We start from the raw sequence: 21,861 nt of genomic DNA, 5'->3' as shown, positions 1-21,861 counted from the left end.
TTGGGTGGGGAAAGGGGTAGGTCCCCGGTGCTGCCCGTGGGCAGCATCGGGGACCCGTTTGGTGGTGCTGGTTGTTCTTCGGCTCTTGGTTTTGCGGAGCGTGTGTGTGGTTAGTGTCCGTTGCTGGTGGAGCAGTGTCCGCCGTTGGTGGTTCGGGTTTCGGTGGGGAGGTTGAGGGTGGGGTTTTGGTTGAAGAAGCCGTGGGGTTCGAGCATGAAGCCGATGTTCTGGCGGGGCATGACGGGCCAGTCTTCGAGGCGGACGACGTGGTGCATGCCGAAGGTGTACCAGACGACGAGGTCCTGATCGACGATGTTGCGGTCTTTCTGGGTCCAGATGTGCAGTCCGTCGTCGGCGCCGGTGGCCTGGTTGGGGTATTCGCCGGCGGCGAAGCGTTCGGTCCGGTCGTAGGCGGTGACCCAGAGGTTGTTCCGGGCGAACTGGGCGCGTTTGGAGACGTAGGACTCGTCGCCGGCGGCGAGCTGGATCCCGTCGGTGGGGATGAGCCGGTAGGCGACGGGTTCGTCGACGATGTTTTTGGAGTCGTGGTTGACGATCTTCCAGAAGCGGTGTTTGGCTGAGTCGGTCTTGCGGATCGCTGCCTGCTCGGTTTCCAGGAGCCGGTCCACGGCCTTGAACGCGGTGTGGGTCGGGTTGTGCTCGGGGTATTCCATGTCGACTTCGTAGACGGCGTTGTTGGGTCCGTCGATTTCGAAGTCCATCCGGACGTTGAACATGTGCTGGTGGATGGGGGCGTAGAGGCCGTCGTTGTTCAGGGACTGCCCGTACGGGCTCTTCTCACCGGGGGCCTGGCCGGCGGTGGAGAGGATGCCGGTGGCTTTGACGAGGAACTCGATGGACCCGTCGAGGAAGAGGTGCCAGTAGAAGGCGTATTCGTAGTTCGCGACCGTGGCGATGAAGGAGATCACGAGCTTGCGGTTCCGGCGGGTCTCGGCGGTCCCTTCGCGGAAGTCGAAGTGCTTCCACAGGATCGAGTCGTCTTCCTCGTGCATGCAGATCGCGTTCTCGATGGTCCACGGGTTGCCGTGGGAGTCCACGCTGTTGCCGTCGAAGTACTTGATCTCGCCCAGGCAGTCACAGCCCAGGGTCAGGGAGTTGGCCATGTTGCCGATGTTGTACTCACCGGAATCGAACGCGTTCTTCTTCGCCTGGACCGGGGCGGTGTCACCGTACGGGACGACCATTTCCGAGAGCGAGGCGCGGTTGATGACCGGGCGTTCCACGCCCTGGTCCTTGAACTTGAGCTGGTGCAGGACCAGGCCCTCACGCGGGGTGAACCCGACCCGGAAGGACCAGTCGGCCCACTGCACATGGTTCCCGGTGACCTGGAACGAGGCGCCCTCGGGCTGGGTGATCTCGATCGGCTTCAGGTCCGTGCGGGCCGGGCCGACGTACTTGGGCAGGTAGTTGCCGCGCGCGGCCGGGACCGGGATCGCCTGGTCGTCCTCGAGCTTGACGACCTCGCCGGCGTTCAGGTCATAGAAGACAATGAAGTTCTCGATCGGGTGCGCGTACGGGCTGTCATCGGCCTCGTCCCGGACGAAGACCAGGGCACGCATCAGGCGCCGGCCCTCGTTGTCCTCACCGAAATACCCCACGCTCCACGGCTCGAAGCACACCAGGTCCAGATCCGTCAGGCCACGCTTGGCCAACGCAGCGATCACGTTCGGGTCTTTCCGGCACGCTTCCTCGCACTCGGCGAACTCATCCAGCATGAACGGCGGCTGGACATTCTCCGCCAGCTGAACCCACGACTCCACCGTGCCGGTCTCCAGGTTCACCACAGCCTCGAACGCACGCGCCGCGGCACGGTCCACCAGCACAGCGTCCGCCTCACGGACCACCCGCACACCATTGCGCAGGTCCTCCTTGGACGGCTCCCGCAGCTCAACGCTGATAAAACGGAACGACTCCGCCGCAGCAGGGCCCTCCTTCAACACCGCCACCGCACGGGAAATCTCCCCTCGCGACAACGGATCCAACGGGTGCGAAACACCCACAACAGTTGAAGTTTCAATGTCAAGAGTCATGCTTTTACTCCTTGATAAGTCCCAAACAGGAAGAGGATGCCTACGTGGTGTTGCTTTCAGGGGGCCGGCCAGGCTCTGCTCCGAACCCTCCAATGTGATGCCGGCCACATAAATTCCGTCCGTGTAGAAAAAGCTACGGCATCTAAATCATCTAGTCCAGCCCTTTTTAGGAATTACTTCCTCGGGCTGCAGTTATTGCGTGTCGGGCTGGGATGAGGGCGGCGTTAGCCGGCCAGCAGCCAGTCGGATGCCGCCTTGCGGTAACGGACGATGCCTTTGTATTCGGCCATGTCATCCGGGAGCTCGGCCAGGACATGGCCGAACTTTTCGCGCCAGGCGGGAACCATGGCGATGTCCCTGAGGGGCAGGAGGTAGCTGCGGATCAGGAACAGCAGGACCCCGGTGTGGGGGAGTCGGATCAGGTGCTGGACTTCGACGCGAAGATGGAGCTTGTCCGGCATGTCGGGGTCCGTGGCGATGGTTCCGCGGTCCGGGCCCCACTCGGGGTAGGTTTCGGTGGAGGTGTCCAGCCGGTTGCCCACGGTCATGGTCCAGTTGGTGCGGCGGAACTGTTCCCCGGGCTGCAGGCGCATGAGGAACTGCTCGGCGCGGCTGATGATGTTTTCTTCCTTGACCCGCGGGACGGGGCCGTGGATCTCGAGGAAGCTCATGCCGACGTCGAAATTGAAGGACCAGTCGGCGGCGAAGGTGACCAGGCCGGCGTCGAGCCACATCGTGTTGTCCCGAATGTCCAGGAGCACGATGTCGTCCTGGATCTGGGTGCCCAGGAACTTCATGGGGCCCATGGGCAGCGAGTCGTCGTCGCCTACGGTGAACTCGATGTCGAGGTTCTGCAGCTTGTTCTGCCAGCGGCAGGCGTTTCCTTCGCGGTGGAAGGACATGATCTCCGGGTATTCCGCCGCCATGGCGGGAAGCAGGGTGGCGATCGTGTCCCAGACGGCGGGCCGCATGTGGGGCAGGACCTGCATTCGCGAGGGGTCCTTGGACAGGATTCGGTCGCGGTCGGCCAGTTCCTGAAGGTAGAACTCGTCGATGTCGATGAGGCCGGCGCCCCATGCGCCGGCGTCCGTCGGCACGTTCTTGTTGGCCGGTTCCACGTTGGCGCTGTAGCGGTACTGGTCGCCGGTAAAGGGGAAGGGGAAGCGCCTGATGCGTTCCGGGAGCGTGGCGGTGTCAGTGTCTTTGTCGAGAGTGATACTCAAAGGTCCAACTCCAATTCTGGGTCTTCGCTGCGTGAAACACAGCACATCATTGTGGTGTTCTCGGCCTTTTCCTGGTCTGTCAGGTAGAGGTCCCGGTGCTGCGGGGTTCCCCGGAGGACCGGCAGGACGCATTCGCCGCAGATGCCTTTGCGGCACATGTTGGGGATGGTTTTTCCTGCCTTTTCGAGCGTTTCCAGCAGCGATACGCCAGCCGGCACATCCAGCTTGAGTCCGCTGCGGACCAGGTTCACCGTGAACGGCTCGCCATCGTCCAGTTCGGCCGCGCCGAAGGCTTCCGAGTGCAGCCTCGCCGGTGGCCATCCCAGCTCCCGTGCCTGATCGAGGACTGCATCCATGAAAGCGACCGGGCCGCACACATAGAGGTGGGTTCCCAGGCTCTGGGTCATGAGCTGTTCGGTGAGGACCGCATGGAAACTGTTGCGGTCGCTGCATTCGGTCAGGCCATCTCCCAGCAGATCCCGGGCTTCCTCCACGTGGGCTCCGGCCCCGGGCCGGTACACGTAGATCAGGGATGAGGTGGTACCCCGGTCGGCGGCTGCACGGGCGTGCGAGAGGACCGGCGTGATGCCGATGCCCGCGGCGATCAGCAGGTGGTGGGTGGCTGTTGAGGCCGGGGCGAAGGCGCTGCGGGGCCGGGAGACGTATACCCGGTCGCCGACGTCGAGCTGGTGCATGGCTACCGAACCACCCGCTCCGTCCTCGACCCGGAGGACGGAGATGTTGTATTCGGACGGGCCATTGCCCGAGCCGGTGAGCGAATACGCATTCACGCCGCTGCCGTACTGGACCACCAGATGGCTGCCCGGGACATAGGGCGGAAGGCGTGCTCCGGACGGGTCAGCCAATGTGATGCTGACAATCGATTCCGTCTGGGGACTGACGTCGGTCACTTCCAGCTGGAGGCCACCTTCCACCGCCGGGTGGGCAGTGATCGGGAGCGCCGTGATAGTCATGATGCCTCCTCGGCGTGGGCTGCGTACCCCAGGTACGCACCCATTCGGCGGGAAAAGTGATCTGTAGTGGCCAGGCTGGTGGCGCATCCCTGGCACTGCACCTCGGAGCCGGCTGGCCGAAAGGTTGTGGTGGTTGCGTGGCAATGCGGGCAGTAAATTACCCGCGGGGCGGTCTCGTCACTCAGGAGGGTGAGCTCCTCCTGCTGCAGCCCGCATTCCGCGGCGGCGGCCGCGGCTGCACGGATGTCCGCCGGAGGGCCGGCGAGTACGAGGCGGACTCCAACGTGGGAACGTCCGAGTGCGGACCTCAACTCCGAGAGGGCCTCGTGGTTTGCAGCTTTGAAACGGAGATCATGCCTGGGCTGGACACCGGTGTGTTGACCCGCGGTGTCACCTGTGGCGCCAAAAGACGCACAGATGACACCGCGGAAACCAGGTTCCAGGCCTGTGCCTGCTGCCGGCGGCATGGACGCGGAACGCATGGTCGGTCCTTACGGTGCGAAGGAGCGGTGGCCGGTGAAGAACCCCAGGCCGTACTCAGGGGTCTCGAACTTGACGGTGGTGCCCTTCGGGAAGAACAGCACGTCGCGCTCCTTCGCGTGTGTCACTTCGCCTGTCGACTCGTCGGTGAGGATGAATTCGCCGGCTACGACGACCTTCATTTCGTCGTAGGTGTACGTGTAGACCAGGGGCTCTGAAGCCTTCAGCTCGAAGAAGCCGGCGCTCATGACCGAGCCCTCCGGGTTGTGCAGCGAGTCACCGATTGCGGCGATCGTTCCAGGCTCGTTCATGGAGGGCAGACCGACGTAGCCGCCTACTACCTTGTGGATGGATCCTGCCTTGCTGAGTGTTCCTACGAGGGTTTCCATGGGTCTCTCCTGAGTGGATAGTGGTGAAAATGGTTCGTCAGAACTGTTCGTCTTTGTCAGAACTGTTCGTTGGCGGGGTGCATTTGAAGGTTGCGCTGAAGGTCACCTCAAACCCGGTTAGAACTCCGGGTGGGGACCTGCAAACCCGGCATCCTCTGTCTCCAGAGGGTCCAGCCGAGCTCTGCTCCGAGGTCTGCTGGTGTGATGCCGGTCACGCATCTTCGTCCCAAAAGCAAACCTACTCCTCGTAATTCATCTAGTCCAGCTTTTTTTATATAAATCTGTGCATTGGGTCACTATTACGTTTGAGGCCGCGGAATCGTGGGCATCGGGCCCGCACTTGTGGTCCTTTGGAACCGCACATGCCGGGCGGAGGCGGGCCCAGTGACCCTAGGCGGCTAAAACCTGGATTTTGGGAAGTATTGGCTGGGCCGACGAGAGGGCAGCAGCACCGGACGGAGTCGGACGCAGAAAGGACAGGAAGGCGAGACCGTTCCAGTAACGGTCTCGCCTTCCTGTCCCTATACGGTCACATCATTGCGGGCTGGAAGCGTTCTCCAGATCCGCGGCATCATGATTTAACGCGCGAGCCGTGGCCGCTTTTTGGTTCGCGCGCCTCGTTTCATTCTGGGAGTAGAACCAGATGGGTATGTACAGTGCCAGCACGATGAAGCCGACCCAGGTTGGGGTCCAGCCGATCTCCAGGCTGTTCAGGTAGACCACGCCGGCCAGGCACAGCGGCAGATTGAACAGGCCAAAGAGCATGGCGACGTTTTTCCAACCTCTGGGTGCCTTGAAGGGCCGTTCCAGGGCAGCGAAGGCAGGGTGCTTCTTTGCCCTGACATAGGCGAACAGGCTGATGCCGTTGGCGCAGGTGTAGCCAATGGCCGAAGCCGCGACGATTGCCGCGGGGTTGCCCATGAAAATCAGCACCAGGTTGAAGGCTCCGATGACCAGCATGGCAATAAACGGAGTGCCGTGGCGGTTCGTTTTGCCGAGGGACCTCGGGAGGTTCCCTTCAACTGCCATGGAGTGCATCGCGCGGGAGGAGCCCAGATAAGCGGTCTGGATGATCAGGACCATGGCGGCGATCAACATGATGATGGTGATCATAGAGCCGGCCTCGCCGAAGACGGCATGGGCCACCGGAATCAGGGGCGACACCGGTTCGTCCAGAACACCGTTAATGCCGAGCACGCCGATAACTGCAGCCTGGACCAGCACGAACGAGAAGAAGCAGATGATGCCGCAGGCAAAGAGCGCTTTGGAGACATCCTTGGCCGGGTTTTTGTACTCCGGGCCGTAGATGGCTGCCGTTTCCCAAGCGCAGGCACTCCACTGTGCGATGGCAAAGATGCCCAGGAGGATCAGGATGTGGTGCATGTCCCAAGACCAGTCGGCGGGCAGCCAGCTGCCGGTGATATTTGTCAGTTCAACGTGTCCGGTAGCGAAAGGCGCCACGGTCAGGACAATCAGCGGTATCAGGGAAAACGCAGCCAGGATGTAGCCCAGGGTGGCGCCATCCTTGAGGCCGAACCAGTTGACCACAAACAATCCACCGAAAATCACCAGGCCTGTCATCAGGGCGAGCTGATTCTCGGTGAACGTCTCGCCCAGCACGGGAAAGAGCCCGTGCAGGTAGCTGCCCACCAGGATGGAAAAGATCGCCAGTACGGGGGTCCAGGCGAACCAGTAGCTCCAGGCGCTGAAGCCGCCGATCAGCTTGCTCTTGTCGTACTTGCCTTGGTAGTTCTCAGTGCGAAACACATGCTGCGCAAAACCCGGAAGGCCGGAAGCCTTGGGAAATGTGGTGGCCATTTCAGCATAGGCGGCGTTCTGAAAGAAGCCCTGAATGACCGACAGCCCCCAGATGAGGATTGCTGCGGCCGACAAATACATCGGAAGGTAGCCCAAGGAGGGCAGAATCAGCAGAGGCACACCCAGCGCAATGGCCAGGCCCTGCTTCCAGTCAATCGACCTTTCCAGGCCGTCGCCCCCATCAATACGATTTTCACTCATAACAATCTCCCTAAAACAACGTAAAAGTTGTCAGATTCTTGTCCAGGTCCTGCGTAGCTGGCAGGCCGGCTGAGGAAGCTCTTCCCGAATGCGACACCTTCGTCCGGGTTCCGCTGCTGGTTCAGGTGTAGTTCGCCAGTGAACTGCCTGAAAGCGAAGCCGATATCGGTGAATCCCTCTCCAACCTCGGCGGGCCGGCTAAGAGCGCCGGATTCTTCGAGCTGAAGGCTTCCGAGCCTGCGGCGCACCCCACGCCTTAGGCCCTCCTGTGAAACAGATCACTTCGAAGATTACTCCTTAAAGCTGCAATGCAATAGCTTTTTTTGGATCAACGCGGCGCTTCGTCTTAGCCGCTTGCCTTGGGGTAGTGCCAGCCAAAGGCGGTGTTCTCCGCTTAGCCGGGCACGTCGGCGTCGTGCGTTTGATAGAGGATTTAGCGGTACTCCGGCAGGGGCGCGGCCGCCTCAGGATTCGTCGCCACGCATAGATCAGGTGGTTAGTCCGGGCGTGCCGCCGGCTTAATAAAGTTCCAGTTCTGAGGGTTTTCCATCGTTTCGCGGGGTGCCGCCACGGCCGCCCTGCTTGAGGAGACTACGGCGCTGCGGTGTAGATCAATGACAGCCCCAGGTGCGGGACATCCAGGGCCATCCGCTGCTGCTCCGGAGATCCGGACTTGATCCGCTCGCCAACCAGGTACATTCCGGAGTTGCCGAGAATGACGCGGTTGCTGGCGTTGACCAGGGCGGCATCCCCCGGGATGACGCGCAGGTGGGGCATGATGAGGGGCTCCAGGTCCTTGATCCGGATGTCGCATCCCGTAACGCCCGTGAAGGTTCCGTGGACGGAAAAGGGCGCGGTGAACGTCAGGATGTATTCCTCGAAGCCGAGATAGTCGATGTACGGGCCCCAGAGGGTCTGTTCACCTGTGGAAGCGGCAGTCGAGAAAAAGGGCAGCTTCTCATAGTCGTAGAAACGGTTGCTGCCCGGAGTCAGGTCAAAGTCCAGCCTTCCGACTGCCCCGGTTGCCTTGCGGGACCACCATTCCAGGGCCCGGCCGCCCTCCTCAACGGATTCATGGGCGAAGAACGTCCCGGCGCCGACGGCAAAAGCGTTCTTCGCCAGGAACTCCTGGGAGAGTTTGTCCAGCCCCACCAGGGCAGCCTTGTCGACCTTGGATTTGCCGACGAGATTTCGTTCAAGCAGCGAGGCAACCTTTTTGGAAAGTTCCTCGATCTCCGCGGAGACGCCGTTGGTCCACGAAGTGAGGGCATTGGCAGCATGTACGACTTCAGTGTCGGGCTTCATTGGATTCCTGGATTGATTGGCTGTAACCGAGGGTCAGTTTCGTGTCTATGAGGTGGAAAATATTCCGCCTGATGTGCTCAAGTGCCAGTTTCTGGGCTCGTTCGGGTTGGTCCTGGGCCACTGCCCGGACCAGCTCCAAGTGTTCTGCGGTTGCCGTTTCGGGGTCAAGTGCTACGCCGAGGGGGGCCCACAGCTGTTGAACTGACTCCTCCTGAAGCCGGATTTCGGCGTTCGCCAGCCTCGGTGACTGCGCTGATACTGCCAGCTCGATGTGGAAGCGGCTGTCGGCCGATGCGCGGACCTCCGGGGTCCTGGCCAGAACCAATGCGCGCGCCAGCTCCTGGAGACGCTCGAAGTCATGCGCTTCCGCGCGTTCACAGGCCAGCCGGATAGTGGTGGCGGCGATGGCCGAATGTTCGTCTCCGATGTCGCGTATTTCCGAGATCGACGTCGAGAGAAACCAATCCCGGATTGCGTCGGTCTGGCTCTGGGGCTGGCGGACGACAAAGGATCCTCCGCTCCGGCCCCTGCGCGTTTCAACGATTCCGCGGTCGCGCAGCTCGCCCAGAGCCTCGCGAAGGGTGGCGCCGCCCACCCCGAACATCTCCGAGAGTGATGCTTCGGGGGGCAGGCGTTCGCCCACCTTGAGCAGCCCGAGCGAGATGGCCGTGGAAATTCTGTCGACGATCGCATCGGCCCGCTCGATCTCGGGCAACGATCGATATATCTGCGACTCGAAGGGGGTCGGCGAGGACAAAAGTCTGCGCTCCGAAGATGGGCTACGGGTTGGGCCTAATACTACAGTCCGGGAGTACTTCAAGAGCTTTGATATGCCTTGGAGCCTTTTGCAATTTCGGTGTCGCTCTACCCCGTTCCCGAGCCCGACCAATCCTTAAGGGTAGTCAGAACCGTCAGAAAACAGTGTTACCCCTGCCCGTTCGCTTCGCAATCATGGATATCAACCAGAAAGCATCCACTCGGCCGACACAGGCCGATGGCCGAATCGAAGGGAACAATCGTGAATCCGACAGCAACCGCGACGAGCACTGTCTACAGCACCACAGACGACATTGTCCGCAACCTGTCCCTCGTCCGGGACGAGATCGCGGCCACGGCGGCCAAAATCGACGAACAGCAGGTAGCCAGCCTGGCACGCCACATCAGCCTGACGGGCCGCATTTTCGTCGCCGGAGCCGGCCGCAGCGGTCTGGTCCTGCGCATGGCCGCCATGAGGCTGATGCACCTGGGCCTGAACGTCCACGTCGCCGGCGACACCACCACGCCGGCCATCGCCTCCGGCGACCTGCTCCTGGTAGCTTCCGGTTCTGGAACCACCTCCGGTGTGGTCAAGGCAGCGGAAACCGCAGCGAAGGCCGGAGCGCGGATTGCCGCGTTCACCACCAACCCGGACTCGCCGCTCGCTGGCCTTGCCGACGCAGTAGTGGTCATCCCCGCCGCCCAGAAGACCGACCACGGCACCAGCGTTTCACGCCAGTACGCCGGGTCCCTCTTCGAGCAGGTACTTTTCGTTGCCACCGAGGCCATCTTCCAGTCGCTGTGGGACAACGACGCCCAGCCGGCTGAGGAGCTGTGGCTGCGCCACGCAAACCTCGAGTAACAGATTTTCCACACCCAACATTTTCCACACCGAACAGCAGTTCCCTTACAGAAAGAAACACACCATCATGAAGCTCCAAGTTGCCATTGACCTCCTGACCACCGAAGCTGCCCTCGAGCTGGCCGGCAAGGTTGCCGAGCACGTTGACATCATCGAACTGGGCACCCCGCTGATCAAGGCAGAAGGCCTCTCCGTCATCACCGCCGTGAAGAACGCGCACCCGGACAAGGTTGTCTTCGCCGACCTGAAGACCATGGACGCCGGCGAGCTCGAAGCCGACATCGCCTTCAAGGCCGGCGCCGACCTCGTCACCGTGCTCGGTTCTGCCGATGACTCCACCATCGCCGGTGCGGTCAAGGCAGCCCAGGCCCACAACAAGGGTGTTGTCGTTGACCTGATCGGCATCGCTGACAAGGTCACCCGTGCCAAGGAAGTCCGCGCCCTGGGTGCGAAGTTCGTTGAGATGCACGCCGGCCTGGACGAGCAGGCCAAGCCGGGCTTTGACCTGAACGGTCTGCTCAAGGCCGGTGCCGAGGCCCGCGTTCCGTTCTCCGTGGCCGGCGGCGTGAAGCTCGCCACCATCGGTGACGTGCAGAAGGCCGGCGCCGATGTCGCCGTCGCCGGCGGCGCCATCTACGGTGCAGCCGACCCCGCACTGGCCGCCAAGGAACTCCGCGCAGCCATCGTCTAGGTCGCCGATTTACGGTGGCGTCCCGCGCCCTTGCGGCTGCGGGACGCCACCTACGGAGTTAAGACCCATCTATGGAATCAGCTAACCCCGGGGAATAGGGGTTGCATGTCGGGGGACCCTAATCCCTGGGAAGGAAACTGTTCATCATGTCTAGTCAGGCCGCCGAGTACGTGGAAGTTCTCGTTAATGACCCTGTTCGACTTTACGAGTTGCTCGACGATGCAGAGGCCTTGCTGCGCCGGGCGCCCCAGCGGTTTGCCGGGATTCTGGTCACCCGCCATGATCCTGGCCGGTACACGCTCACGCTTAGCGACACCGTTCCCTTTGGGGAGACTCGCGAGCTAGTTCTCTCGTGACCGTCAGTCGACGCGCACTGCCTGTCGATAGTTAGAAGGCAACAATGTCTGTTACTTACCCTGATTCGAGTGTGAGGTCCGGGCAGAATCCGCTCCGGGACCCGCGCGACCGCCGGCTATCCCGGGTGGCGGGCCCATCGTCCCTGGTGCTCTTTGGCGTAACCGGCGACTTGGCACGCAAGAAGCTCCTGCCCGCCGTCTATGACCTGGCAAACCGGGGACTCCTGCCGCCCAGCTTTGCGCTCGTGGGGTTCGGCCGGCAGAACCGGACGAATGAGGAGCTCACGGCCGCGATAAAGGAGTCAGTCAAAGCATATTCGCGGACGCCGTTTTCCGAGGCGGTATGGGACCAGCTTTCCGAGGGCATCCGCTTCGTCCAGGGCGAGTTCGACGACGACGCCGCCTTTGGGCGGCTTTCCGCCACCCTGGCCGAACTGGACGAACAGCGCGGTACAGGGGGCAACCACGCGTTCTACCTTTCTATCCCTCCGAAGGCCTTCGAATTGGTCTGCCGGCAGCTCTCGAAGCACGGACTGGCACAGGCCGAGGACGGGAAGTGGCGGCGGGTGGTCATTGAAAAGCCCTTTGGCCACGACCTCGAATCAGCAAGGCAGCTGAACAACATTGTCGAGTCGGTGTTCCCGGCCGATTCCGTATTCCGCATCGACCATTACCTCGGCAAAGAGACGGTGCAGAACATCCTCGCCCTGCGCTTCGTCAACCAGCTCTTCGAGCCGCTCTGGAACGCCAAGTATGTGGACCACGTCCAGATCACCATGGCCGAGGACATCGGCACCGGCGGCCGGGCGGGCTATTACGACGGCGTGGGCGCAGCCCGCGACGTGATCCAGAACCACCTGCTGCAGCTGCTCGCGTTGACAGCCATGGAGGAGCCCATCTCCTTTAACGCCGCTGACCTGCGCGCCGAGAAGGAAAAGGTCCTCGCCGCGGTCCAGCTCCCGGAGGACCTGTCCACTCACTCCGCCCGCGGGCAGTTCAGCGGGGGCTGGCAGGGTGGCGAGGAGGTCCAGGGATACCTCGAAGAAGAGGGCATCCCGGCGGACTCCGCCACCGAAACGTATGCCGCGATCCGGGTGGACATCAATACCCGGCGCTGGAACGGGGTGCCGTTTTACCTGCGCGCCGGCAAGCGGCTGGGCCGGCGCGTCACGGAGATCGCCGTTGTGTTCAAGCGGGCACCAAACCTGCTCTTCCATGGCCACGGCGACGACGATTTCGGGCAGAACGCCGTGGTGATCCGCGTCCAGCCCGACGAAGGCGCCACCATCCGGTTCGGGTCCAAGGTCCCCGGCACACAGATGGAAGTCCGGGACGTGACCATGGACTTCGGCTATGGCCATGCGTTCACGGAGTCCAGCCCTGAAGCCTATGAACGGCTGATCCTGGACGTGCTCCTCGGTGAGCCGCCGCTGTTTCCCCGCCACCAGGAGGTGGAGCTGTCTTGGAAAATCCTGGACCCGTTCGAGAAGTACTGGGCCTCGCTGCCCGACCAGCCCGATCCGTACGCGCCCGGAAGCTGGGGGCCGGCCTCGGCTGACGAACTGCTAACCCGCGACGGACGCACCTGGAGAAGGCCATGATTGTAGAACTCCCCAACACCACCACGTCGACGGTTGCCAAGAAGATCCAGTCCCTGCGCGCGCAGGGCGGCGTGATCGCCCTTGGCCGCGTCCTGACCCTGGTGGTCATCACAACGTCAGGGCTGGAAGAGGAAGCCATCGAGGCGGCCAATGAGGCAAGCCGCGAGCACCCCTGCCGGATCATCGTGCTGGCTGCCGGTTCGCCGGAGGAACCCACCCGCCTGGACGCCCAGATCCGGGTCGGGGGCGACGCGGGCGCATCGGAGGTCATCGTGCTGCGCGGCTTCGGTGAACTCGCCGAGGAAAGCGAGTCCCTCGTTGCCGCACTGCTGCTGCCCGACGCCCCGATTGTGGCCTGGTGGTCGAACGGGGCACCGCCGAATGCCAGCCAGACCTCTATCGGCCGGATTGCGCACCGCCGGATTACGGACTCGGCCAATGAGGCGGACCCGCGGTGGGCGCTGGAGAACATCCGGAACACCTATCGGGCAGGCGATACCGACCTGGCCTGGACCCGGCTGACGAACTGGCGGATCAAGCTCGCTGCAGTTCTGGATCAGGCCGACGACACCCCGATTACCGCCGTCACCGTCGAGGGCGCCTCAGACTCGCCGAGCACCATCCTGCTCGCGGCGTGGCTCACGCAGGCCCTGGACGTGCCGGTCAGCATCCTCGCGGACGCCCCCGGCACCGGCATCCGCGGCGTCCAGCTGATCAAGACGTCCGGCAATATCCGGCTGTTCCGGCCCGGACACACCGTCGCCGAACTCACGCAACCGGGACAGCCCGCGCAACGGATTTCCCTCCCGCGGCGCAGCCTTCGTGACTGCCTCGCAGAGGAACTCCGCCGCCTCGACCCCGACGAAGTCTTTGGCGAAACGGTCCGCGGTCTGTCTGATTCTCCAGTGCATCAAGTAGGCCATTACGGGCCGGGGAACGCCGACCTGGATTCGTTCGTCCCGGAGCGCCTCACCATTGACGAGGCCGTCAGCAAGATGGCGGTATCTGCATGAGCGTCCGAGTAGAGAACCTCGTCACGTCCGGCACGTTCTCGCTAGACGGCGGGACCTGGGATGTGGACAACAACGTCTGGATCGTGGGCAACGATGAGGAGTGTGTGGTCATTGATTCCCCGTACGACGCGGCCGCGATCATCAACGCAGTCCGGGCCCGGAAGGTCCTGGCGGTCCTGCTCACGCACGCGCACAACGACCACATCGGCGTCGCCCGCGAACTCGCCGAGACCGTCGGTGCCCCGGTCTGGCTGAACCCCGAGGACCAGGTCCTCTGGGAACAGGTCTACCCCGGCACCACCCCGGACCGGCAGATCAGCGACGGGGACGAGTTCCACGTCGCCGGGGCGATGCTGAAGGCGATCCACACCCCGGGCCACTCACCCGGCTCCACCTGCTTCCACCTCGAAACAGAAGGGACCGTGTTCACCGGCGACACCCTGTTCAACGGCGGACCCGGCGCCACCGGCCGCTCCTACAGCGACTACCCCACCATCCTGACCTCCATCCGCGAACGCCTCCTCACCCTCCCCGCGGACACCATCGTCAGGACCGGACACGGCGAGAACACCACCATCGCCGCCGAACGCGAAACCCTCGCCAAAGTCACCCAGCAATAAGTAAAAGAAAAAAGACACGCTCCCATAGCTAATGCGCGCCAGGAATGCCTGGCGCGCATTACGTGCTGGCCATCAGAACAGGAAAGGTGCCAGCCGCAAGGTCAGCTCGCGGGCCGCTTCGGCGTGTTCGCGGGTTGCGGTGAACCGCTCCGCCGGGCTGGAGAGGCACAGGGCTGCGCCTGCCACCCCGTTGGGCAGTCGTACGGGGAGGGCCAAGCTGGCGGACCCCTGTTCTAATTCGTTGATTTCCGATGCCTCGCCTTGGAGCCTTATCTCCGCGAGCTGTTCTTCCAGCTGAGCACTGTTGGTGATGGTCTGCGGTGTCAGTCTTACCAACGGCCCTTTCGGGAGCGGGGAGGTCGAATCGCCAAGTTCGGCAAGCATCAGCTTTCCTGCGGCGGAGGCGTGCGGATACCGGAGCATTTCGAAAACAGAATGGAGCGGATAATCCGGGTCCTCATCGGCCACCCTGAGTGCAGCGCTCCGGAACATGAAGAGGTGCACTGCGAAACGGTTCCCGCCGCGGAATTCCTGTATCAGGCCGCGGGCTGCCGTGGGCACGGTTGGGGGAGTCGCAGCCGTAATCAGCCCCGTAATCGCCTGACCGAGCGCAAACCCGCGGAGGTCGGAGGTGCGGGCCAGATATTCGTCCGCGACGAGCGAATTCAGGATCCGGTACGCGGTGGCCTGGGGCATCTGCAGCGCATCGGTGACCTCTTTGGCCGTTGTCCCGGTGCCGTACCGTGCCACGATTTCCAGGATCCTGAGCGGGTTTGACGTTGTGCTGGGTCCGGAGTGGGTGGGCCTGTAGGTCATGGGGTGGCCCTGCCATTAAAGAGGTCCAGTTCCCGGGTTTCGTCGTAGATCCCCACCGACGCCAGCCGTCCCGGTAACCGGAGGCGGAGGAACGTGGCGTACAGGCCACTGGCCAGGAGGACGCCGGCGTAGATGACGGTTTGCAGGCTGCCTGTGCGGATCGATGCCGCCGCGGCCGTCCAGAAGACCGCTCCGAGGGCCACGGTGGTCACGGCTCCCACGATCCAGCTGGAGAAGGTGCTCTCGCCTATCCGGCGAAGGAAGAAGGGCATGGACGCGCTGGCAAGGATGTAGGAGCCCAGGTATCCATATGCGCCCAGGGTGAAGAGGTTCACGAGGCCCCGTTCCGGACTGGCGCCGAAGATGGTGACCGCGATGGGAACGACGGCGACTACCGGCATTACGACCATGATTGCCATCGAGGGGGTCCGGAAGACGGGATGCGTCCTACCGACCAGCCGCGGCGCAACCCCTTCCCTTCCCATGCAGAAGAAGATCCGGGCGAGGGCGTTCACGGATGCGATCGCGCAGCCAAACCAGGATGCTGCGATTCCCAGGTCGAGAACGGCGGCAGACACAGGGGAAGACTGGGAAAACAGGTCAGACAACGGTGTGGAGCTGGCGGCAACATTTAACGGAGCATCCTTGAGTGCTGCGTCCTGGGCGGTCACTGCCAGCAGGCAGAGCACGCCCATCAGGATGGGGGTCCACGTGATGGCCCGGGGGACGGTGATGAAGGGCCTGTGCGCCTCGCCGCCCAGCGTGGTCGGGCTTTCGAAGCCGACAAAGGCACTTACGGCCACGACGATTCCGATCGGTAACGAATCAAAGTCTCCGTTCCACGCAAACACGCTGCCAAGATCGGCGCTTGGTGCGTTGAAGGCGAAGTAGACGATCATGAGGACGGCGAGGACACCGATCGAAATGGACTCCAGCAACACCGTGAACCACGCCGATACCCGGATCCCCCTCACCATGAGGAAACAGGCGGCGGCCGCGGCGGCAATGATGACCGGCACTGTGAAGGCCCTGGAATCCGCGACGGGAACGCCGAGGTTGTCGAACAGCTTGACGACGTATACGCCAACAAGCAGCAGGCTGGCCATGGCTATCAGGCCGTAACCAAACATCGCCGACCAGCCGGCGGTAATTGCCGTCCGCTGGCCAAGTCCCTTGGCGGTGTAGCTGTAGAGGCCGCTGACGGCAGCCATGCGCTGCGCCATCGGTCTCAGGGAGAACGAAACGAGGACCATGACTGCCATGGCCGCACCGAACGTCACCACAAGATTCGGTCCGCTGGACCCAAAGACGAGTCCCGGAAACACAAGGGCCGGAATGACGGACATGGCACCCGCAGGCGCCACGCCGGCAACTGCCTGCGCGAAGACCGGCAGGAAGGAAAGTCTCCGGCGGCGCAGGCCCTCCACTGGGGAGCGGGGGGTGATGAAGCGATCACCGCGAGCAGACACTGGGTACCAACTTTCCCTCGGACAGGCAGGTGTGCCTTGCTCACGAGGGGACGCAAGTCATCGGGCCCACGCTGCAGAACATTAGCATTTCCGGGCTCCTGGCAACAGTCTCGGCCGTGTTTCCGAATGTTTCCAACATGTTAACTGCGGTGGGAATTAATGCCCCGGAATTTCTCAAGTAAATCTTTATGAATTCCTCGCCTAAATGAATTCCCTGACGTAGTTTTGCTTGTGAAAGGAACGCAGGTGACCGGAATCACACCGCTGATCTGCACCAGGGATGACCAGCTCTGACGAAGACGAACAGTTCTGAGAATCCGTGGACCTTTGTGTGTCTGTTGGCCCCAACACCACCGACCGGGCCGGGCACGAGATCCAGGCCGCGTGTGGGTCAGCAACCACCATGACTACCCCTCGGCTTTTCAAAGCCCGTTTCCGGGGCGCTTCGGCTCCGAGGCCATAGGCGTCCTCATCCTTTTCCAAGGACTTATTAAGGAGTTAGGCATGACCATCGATACTGAAACTTCAACTGTTGTGGGTGTTTCGCACCCGTTGGATCCGTTGTCGCGGGCGGAGATTTCCCGTGCGGTGGCGGTGTTGAAGGAGGGCCCTGCTGCGGCGGAGTCGTTCCGTTTTATCAGCGTTGAGCTGCGGGAGCCGTCCAAGGAGGACCTGCGCAATGGTGTGCGGGTGGTCCGTGAGGCGGACGCTGTGCTGGTGGACCGTGCCGCGGCGCGTGCGTTCGAGGCTGTGGTGAACCTGGAGACCGGCACGGTGGAGTCGTGGGTTCAGCTGGCGGAGAATGTCCAGCCGCCGTTCATGCTGGATGAGTTCGCCGAGTGCGAGGAAGCGTGCCGGAAAGACCCGAACGTGATCGCTGCGTTGGCCAAGCGTGGCCTGACGGATCTGGACCTGGTGTGCTTCGAGCCGTGGAGCGTGGGGTATTTCGGTGAGGACAACGAGGGCCGGCGCCTGATGCGTGCCCTGGTCTTCGTCCGGGACGAGGCCGATGACAGCCCGTACGCGCACCCGATCGAGAACTTCATTGTCTTCTATGACCTGAACGCCGGCGAGGTCGTCAAGCTCGAGGACGACCAGGCGATCCCGGTCCCGGCCGCGCGCGGCAACTACCTGCCCAAGTACGTCGGCCCGGCCCGCACGGACCTGAAGCCGATCGAGATCACCCAGCCCGAGGGCGCCTCGTTCCAGGTCACCGGGAACCATGTGCAGTGGGCCGACTGGTCCTTCCGGGTCGGGTTCACCCCGCGTGAGGGCCTGGTCCTGCACCAGCTCAAGTTCAAGGACCAGGGCGTGGAACGCCCGGTCATCAACCGCGCCTCGCTCTCGGAAATGGTCGTCCCGTACGGTGACACCGCCCCGGTCCAGGCGAAGAAGAACGCGTTCGATTCCGGTGAGTACAACATCGGCAACATGGCCAACTCCCTGACCCTGGGCTGTGACTGCCTGGGCGAGATCAAGTACTTCGACGGCAACAGCGTGGACTCCCACGGCAACCCGTGGACCATCGAGAACGCGATCTGCATGCACGAGGAAGACGACTCGATCCTGTGGAAGCACTTCGACTTCCGCGAAGGGACCGCCGAGACCCGCCGGAACCGCAAGCTCGTGATCTCCTTCATCGCCACGGTCGCGAACTACGAATACGCCTTCTACTGGCACCTCTTCCTCGACGGGTCCATCGAGTTCCTCGTCAAAGCCACCGGCATCCTCTCCACCGCCGGCCAGGCCCCCGGTGAGAAGAGCCCGTACGGGCAGTCCCTGAACAACGACGGCCTCTACGCCCCCATCCACCAGCACATGTTCAACGTCCGGATGGACTTCGAAATCGACGGACCCAACAACGCCGTCTACGAAGTCGACATGGAATACCCCGAGCACAACCCGACCCACACCGCGTTCAAGGCCGTGGACCGGCTCCTGGAAACCGAGCAGGCAGCGATCCGCAAGACCGACTCAGCCAAACACCGCTTCTGGAAGATCGTCAACCACGACTCCAAAAACATCGTCGACGAACCCGTCGCCTACCGGCTCATCCCCACCGACGGGATCCAGCTCGCCGCCGGCGACGAGTCCTACGTCTCCAAACGCGCCCAGTTCGCCCGGAACAACCTCTGGGTCACCGCCTACGACCGGACCGAACGCTTCGCCGCCGGCGAATACCCCAACCAGGCCACCGGCGCCGACGACGGACTGCACATCTGGACCCAGAAAGACCGCAACATCGTCGATCAGGACCTCGTCGTCTGGTACACCTTCGGCATGCACCACGTCGTCCGCCTCGAAGACTGGCCCGTCATGCCCCGCCAGAACATCGGCTTCATGCTCGAACCCCACGGCTTCTTCAACCAAAACCCCACCCTCAACCTCCCCACCGAAACCCGAAGCACCAACGGCGGACACTGCAGCATGGGAGGAGAGCGATGAGCCGGCAACAAGCTACCGCAAGCTCCAGTACCCCCAAGTCGGGGAAGCTGAAGGCCAACACCCTGGGGCTGTGGGATGTGGTGTTCATGGCGGTCGCGACGTCAGCACCCATCACGGTGATGAGCGGCAACGTCCCGATTTCGGTCGGCTTCGGTGTCGGTACCGGAACCCCGGCAACATACATCTGGGCAACGGTGATCCTGTCGGTCTTCGCGATCGCCTATGTCACGATGGCCCGTTACGTGACCTCTACGGCCGCGTTCTACGGCTTCATCTCCCGCGGTTTAGGGCGCGTGCTCGGCCTCGGAACCGGTTTCATGGTGACCTTCGGCTACATCGTTTTTGAGGCCAGCATCATCGGTATTTTCTCGTACTTTGGCCATCTGGCCTTCAAGGATCAGCTGGGCCTGGATATCCACTGGGTAGTCTTCGCTGTGGGCGGCCTGCTCATCATTGGGTTCCTGACCTTCTTCGAGATCAGCATGGCAGCGAAAATCCTGACGCTGCTGTTGTTCACGGAGATCGCGATCCTTGCCATCATGGCTTTCGGCGTGCTCTTCAAGGGCGGAGGGCCCGACGGGTTGATGCCGGAGACATTGAACCCGGCCATTGCATTCTCGCCCAACGGGCTGCAGGTCGCAGCGCCCGGGCTGGCCATGTTCATCGCATTCTGGTCCTGGACCGGCTTCGAGTCGACTGTGATGTACGGGGAGGAATCCAAGAACCCGAAGAAGATCATCCCGATCGCCACGATGATCGCGGTCACCGGCGTTGGCGTCTTCTACACGTTCGTCTCCTGGATGTCCGTCGCCGGCAACGGCGCCCAGGGAGCCATCGCCCTGGCGCAAAGCTCCAACCCGCTGGACATGTTCTTCCACCCCACTGACGTCTTTGTCGGCCATGGCTGGGTCCTGGTCATGGAATGGCTGATGATGACCGGATCCTTCGCCTGCGCTATGGCCTTCCACAACGCGGCATCACGCTACATGTACTCCCTCGGACGGGAAGGCATCCTGCCTGGCGCACTTGGCAGGACCCACAAGAAGCACGGATCGCCCCACGTCGCGTCGTTCCTCCAGACAGGTATCGCCATCCTGTGGATCCTCGGATTCTGGTTCTTCAACAAGGACCCCTACCTGGATGTTTTTGCCCTTCTGGCGATCCTTGGGACATTCATGCTGGTGATTGTGCAGACCGTAACCATGGCGGCAGTGTTCAACTACTTCCGCAAGCACCATCCGGAAGAAAACTTCTGGCGGGTCAAGGTCGCCCCGATCATCGGCGGGGCCGGGATGCTGGGGGTGGTCATCATGATGTTCATGAACCTGGACACGGCTGCCGGACCCGCATCGTCGTCCCTGCTGTTCAAGCTCATCCCTTATATCGCCGCCGCGCTCTTCCTCACCGGCGCAGGCCTGGCGCTGCACTTCCGGAAGACCGATCCGCTCAAGTACGAAACCATCGGCCACGTCGTTCTTGCCGAGGATGGCCACGGCCCGGTCCTGGATGAGGAAGATCCGGAACCGTTGCACCCGATCGATCTCGACGACGTCAGGGAGATGGAGCGCCAGCACGCCACCGGCGACCTGGACCTGGAACTCGACGAACTCGAACGCGAGAAAAAGCTGGAGCTGGAGAAGGAATAGCACCGGCATCCGGTCCCCGATGCTGCCCGACGGCGGCATCGGGGACCGGCCCTGTTCCCCGCCCAAAAGCTTTCTCCCCCGAAATCTTCGGTCCCCGGTGCTGTCGGCACCCGCACCGGGGACCGAAAACCAAATCCCCACCTCAACCCAACCCAGTAGGGCGTGATCCGCGTGTTCCACCTCCCCGCAATGACCTGGACCCTCACCGCCGTCCTCCTCGCCGGCGGCAGTTACTACCTCTGGCAGGCATTAAGATCCGGCCTCGTCACCGACCGGGTCAACAACACCCTGCACGCCCTCATGAACACCCTGATGGCCGCCATGCTCTGGAACCTGGCCCCCGCCACGCTCCTCGCCCAGATCGGCCTGCTCGCCGGCGCCGCCCTCTGGTTCATCATCCAGGCCGTCGCCCGGCCCGAATACAAACTCCTCTGCGCCGGCACCCAGGGCCGGATCAAATGCGCCTACCACGCCCTCACCATGGCCGGCGCAGCCCTCATGATCGCCCTCATGACCCACCCCGCCAGCCCCGCCACCGGCCAAACAGCCATGACAATGCCCATGCCGGCCGGCCACCATGCGATGACAAGCGCACCGCACAGCCAAGGAATGGCAACAGGAACAGCAGCTGCGGCACCAGTACTCGGACTAACACCCGGCGTCCTGCTCACCCTCCTCTTCGGAGCCGCCGCCCTGATCTTCCTCATCCTCCTGCTCCGCAACAGGGCAACCACCACCAACCACCACCCCGGCTCAAGGCGCCGCTCCACCCGCACAGAACACGCCCTCGAAGCACTCAGCGCCACCATCATGGCCCTCATGTTCGCCACCACCGCATAACCCAATACCAGCAGAGTAAGAACGACGGCGGCACCCTCCTCGGGTGCCGCCGTTTCGCGTGCTGCCGTGTTTCCGAATGTTTCCAACATGTTAACTGGGCTGGGAATTTATGCTCCCGAATTTCTCAAGTAAATGTTTATAAATAACTTTCACAAACGAATTCGCTCGCGTAGTTTTGCTTGTGAAAGGAAGCAGGTGACTGGCATCACACCCGCTCACCCGCGCCGGGGATGAACAGATCTGCCAAGGACGAACAGTTCTGGGAATCCACAGGACCCTTTTCTGCCTATCGCCCCCCAACGGCA

The 21,861-nt window shown here is 62.6% G+C and carries 18 protein-coding genes; 8 read left to right on the top strand and 10 right to left on the bottom strand.

The features are described from left to right. Window positions 1-110 precede the first annotated feature (110 nt). The 8 genes from R5O87_RS13290 to R5O87_RS13255 form a co-directional block, all read right to left on the bottom strand. Window positions 111-2,051 (bottom strand): primary-amine oxidase, encoded by a 1,941-nt coding sequence (locus R5O87_RS13290; RefSeq protein ID WP_462836304.1) that lies wholly within the window; start codon window positions 2,049-2,051, stop codon window positions 111-113. 224 nt (window positions 2,052-2,275) lie between these two features. Next, window positions 2,276-3,274, bottom strand: coding sequence for a heme-dependent oxidative N-demethylase family protein (locus tag R5O87_RS13285; protein WP_410558491.1), 999 nt, complete (start codon window positions 3,272-3,274; stop codon window positions 2,276-2,278). Continuing rightward, entirely contained in the window at window positions 3,271-4,248 is a 978-nt protein-coding gene (locus R5O87_RS13280; protein WP_410558489.1) for a PDR/VanB family oxidoreductase, read from the bottom strand. Before R5O87_RS13280 ends, R5O87_RS13285 begins: the two co-directional genes overlap by 4 nt. After that, window positions 4,245-4,715, bottom strand: coding sequence for a dimethylamine monooxygenase subunit DmmA family protein (locus tag R5O87_RS13275; protein WP_410558493.1), 471 nt, complete (start codon window positions 4,713-4,715; stop codon window positions 4,245-4,247). The genes R5O87_RS13280 and R5O87_RS13275 overlap by 4 nt, the downstream gene beginning before the upstream one ends. A 24-nt stretch (window positions 4,716-4,739) precedes the next feature. After that, the gene (locus tag R5O87_RS13270; RefSeq protein ID WP_410558488.1) at window positions 4,740-5,117 is read right to left on the bottom strand and encodes a cupin domain-containing protein; all 378 of its coding nucleotides are present in this window, start codon (window positions 5,115-5,117) and stop codon (window positions 4,740-4,742) included. A gap of 534 nt (window positions 5,118-5,651) precedes the next feature. After that, on the bottom strand, window positions 5,652-7,136 hold the full coding sequence (locus tag R5O87_RS13265) for an APC family permease (RefSeq protein ID WP_410558487.1): 1,485 nt from the start codon (window positions 7,134-7,136) through the stop codon (window positions 5,652-5,654). 591 nt (window positions 7,137-7,727) lie between these two features. After that, window positions 7,728-8,441, bottom strand: a complete 714-nt coding sequence (locus R5O87_RS13260) for a cache domain-containing protein (protein ID WP_410558486.1) — start codon at window positions 8,439-8,441, stop codon at window positions 7,728-7,730. Next, complete coding sequence (locus tag R5O87_RS13255) at window positions 8,425-9,156, bottom strand: FadR/GntR family transcriptional regulator (RefSeq protein ID WP_410558484.1); 732 nt, start codon at window positions 9,154-9,156, stop codon at window positions 8,425-8,427. Before R5O87_RS13255 ends, R5O87_RS13260 begins: the two co-directional genes overlap by 17 nt. 303 nt (window positions 9,157-9,459) lie before the next feature. Here R5O87_RS13255 and hxlB point away from each other — a divergent pair, with 303 nt between their 5' ends. The 5 genes from hxlB to R5O87_RS13230 all read left to right on the top strand — a co-directional run bounded on the left by hxlB (window position 9,460) and on the right by R5O87_RS13230 (window position 14,340). After that, window positions 9,460-10,059, top strand: coding sequence for a 6-phospho-3-hexuloisomerase (hxlB, locus tag R5O87_RS13250; protein ID WP_354262910.1), 600 nt, complete (start codon window positions 9,460-9,462; stop codon window positions 10,057-10,059). A 67-nt stretch (window positions 10,060-10,126) separates the two neighbouring features. Then, entirely contained in the window at window positions 10,127-10,750 is a 624-nt protein-coding gene (hxlA, locus tag R5O87_RS13245; protein WP_410555565.1) for a 3-hexulose-6-phosphate synthase, read from the top strand. A 400-nt stretch (window positions 10,751-11,150) separates the two neighbouring features. Further along, a complete protein-coding gene (gene zwf, locus R5O87_RS13240; RefSeq protein ID WP_410558482.1) occupies window positions 11,151-12,707 on the top strand; it encodes a glucose-6-phosphate dehydrogenase in 1,557 nt (518 codons plus the stop codon). After that, window positions 12,704-13,720, top strand: coding sequence for a glucose-6-phosphate dehydrogenase assembly protein OpcA (locus R5O87_RS13235; RefSeq protein ID WP_410558481.1), 1,017 nt, complete (start codon window positions 12,704-12,706; stop codon window positions 13,718-13,720). Before zwf ends, R5O87_RS13235 begins: the two co-directional genes overlap by 4 nt. Continuing rightward, complete coding sequence (locus R5O87_RS13230) at window positions 13,717-14,340, top strand: MBL fold metallo-hydrolase (RefSeq protein ID WP_410558480.1); 624 nt, start codon at window positions 13,717-13,719, stop codon at window positions 14,338-14,340. The genes R5O87_RS13235 and R5O87_RS13230 overlap by 4 nt, the downstream gene beginning before the upstream one ends. A 72-nt stretch (window positions 14,341-14,412) precedes the next feature. Here the strand turns inward: R5O87_RS13230 and R5O87_RS13225 are convergent, their stop codons facing one another. Both R5O87_RS13225 and R5O87_RS13220 read right to left on the bottom strand, forming a co-directional pair. Continuing rightward, window positions 14,413-15,156 carry an IclR family transcriptional regulator gene (locus R5O87_RS13225; RefSeq protein ID WP_410558479.1) on the bottom strand — a complete coding sequence of 248 codons (744 nt, stop codon included), beginning with the start codon at window positions 15,154-15,156 and terminating at the stop codon, window positions 14,413-14,415. Further along, a complete protein-coding gene (locus R5O87_RS13220) occupies window positions 15,153-16,625 on the bottom strand; it encodes an APC family permease (RefSeq protein WP_410558478.1) in 1,473 nt (490 codons plus the stop codon). Before R5O87_RS13220 ends, R5O87_RS13225 begins: the two co-directional genes overlap by 4 nt. A 504-nt stretch (window positions 16,626-17,129) precedes the next feature. Between R5O87_RS13220 and R5O87_RS13215 the strand changes: the two genes are divergently transcribed. The 3 genes from R5O87_RS13215 (at window position 17,130) to R5O87_RS13205 (ending at window position 21,556) form a co-directional block, all read left to right on the top strand. Then, window positions 17,130-19,070 (top strand): primary-amine oxidase, encoded by a 1,941-nt coding sequence (locus R5O87_RS13215; protein WP_462836303.1) that lies wholly within the window; start codon window positions 17,130-17,132, stop codon window positions 19,068-19,070. After that, window positions 19,067-20,716 carry an APC family permease gene (locus R5O87_RS13210; protein ID WP_410558544.1) on the top strand — a complete coding sequence of 550 codons (1,650 nt, stop codon included), beginning with the start codon at window positions 19,067-19,069 and terminating at the stop codon, window positions 20,714-20,716. The genes R5O87_RS13215 and R5O87_RS13210 overlap by 4 nt, the downstream gene beginning before the upstream one ends. A gap of 171 nt (window positions 20,717-20,887) precedes the next feature. Continuing rightward, window positions 20,888-21,556: a DUF5134 domain-containing protein gene (locus R5O87_RS13205; protein ID WP_410558543.1), complete on the top strand. Its 669-nt coding sequence runs from the start codon at window positions 20,888-20,890 to the stop codon at window positions 21,554-21,556. Window positions 21,557-21,861 lie beyond the last annotated feature (305 nt).

Origin of the sequence: Arthrobacter globiformis (genome assembly GCF_046536215.2) — a bacterium.
GTDB classification, from domain to species: domain Bacteria; phylum Actinomycetota; class Actinomycetes; order Actinomycetales; family Micrococcaceae; genus Arthrobacter; species Arthrobacter globiformis_E.
This window is presented reverse-complemented; position numbering and strand designations above follow the sequence as displayed.